Annotated in this window: 1 pseudogene; it reads right to left on the bottom strand. The window is 67.0% G+C overall.

Annotation, left to right across the window (positions count from 1 at the left end):
• Positions 1-22: 22 nt before the first annotated feature.
• A pseudogene (locus IF47_RS0126895) lies at positions 23-253 on the bottom strand (PAS domain-containing protein); the annotation flags it as partial.
• Between the last annotated feature and the right edge of the window lie 168 nt (positions 254-421).

Below are 421 nucleotides of genomic sequence, written 5' to 3'. Positions count from 1 at the left end.
GTCAGATGTGTATAAGAGACAGGGCGAACAGCTCCCTGCCCCGGGTCCGGTTCTCGGGCGCCACCAGGAGCGTGTCGGCGCGCTGGCGCAGGGCCTCCGCCGGCGTGTAGCCGAGCAGCTGCTCGATCTCCGGACTCCACAGGGCGATGTGCCCGCCCGCGTCCAGGACAACGGCCGCGACCTTCAGCAGGTCCAGCAACCCGCCGGGCGCGGCCGTGACGGCATCGCGATCCGAGGTCGCATACCCGTTCATGCGAGCCGCTCCTTCCGGCGCGGCAAAAGGTCCGGCCAAGATCCGTTGCGCAGGCTGTCCGATGAGGTCACAGTACGTTCGGAGGAGCGGCAATGTCGCGTCGAAATGACAAAAAATCGAGGGTCGGAACGCAGTTCCGTACAGCGAGGGAGCGCCGTCTTGGGCGAC

This window comes from Streptomyces megasporus, from assembly GCF_000718985.1.
GTDB lineage: Bacteria > Actinomycetota > Actinomycetes > Streptomycetales > Streptomycetaceae > Streptomyces > Streptomyces megasporus.
Note: the sequence above shows the minus strand (reverse complement) of the source record. Positions and strands in the feature narration are given on the sequence as shown.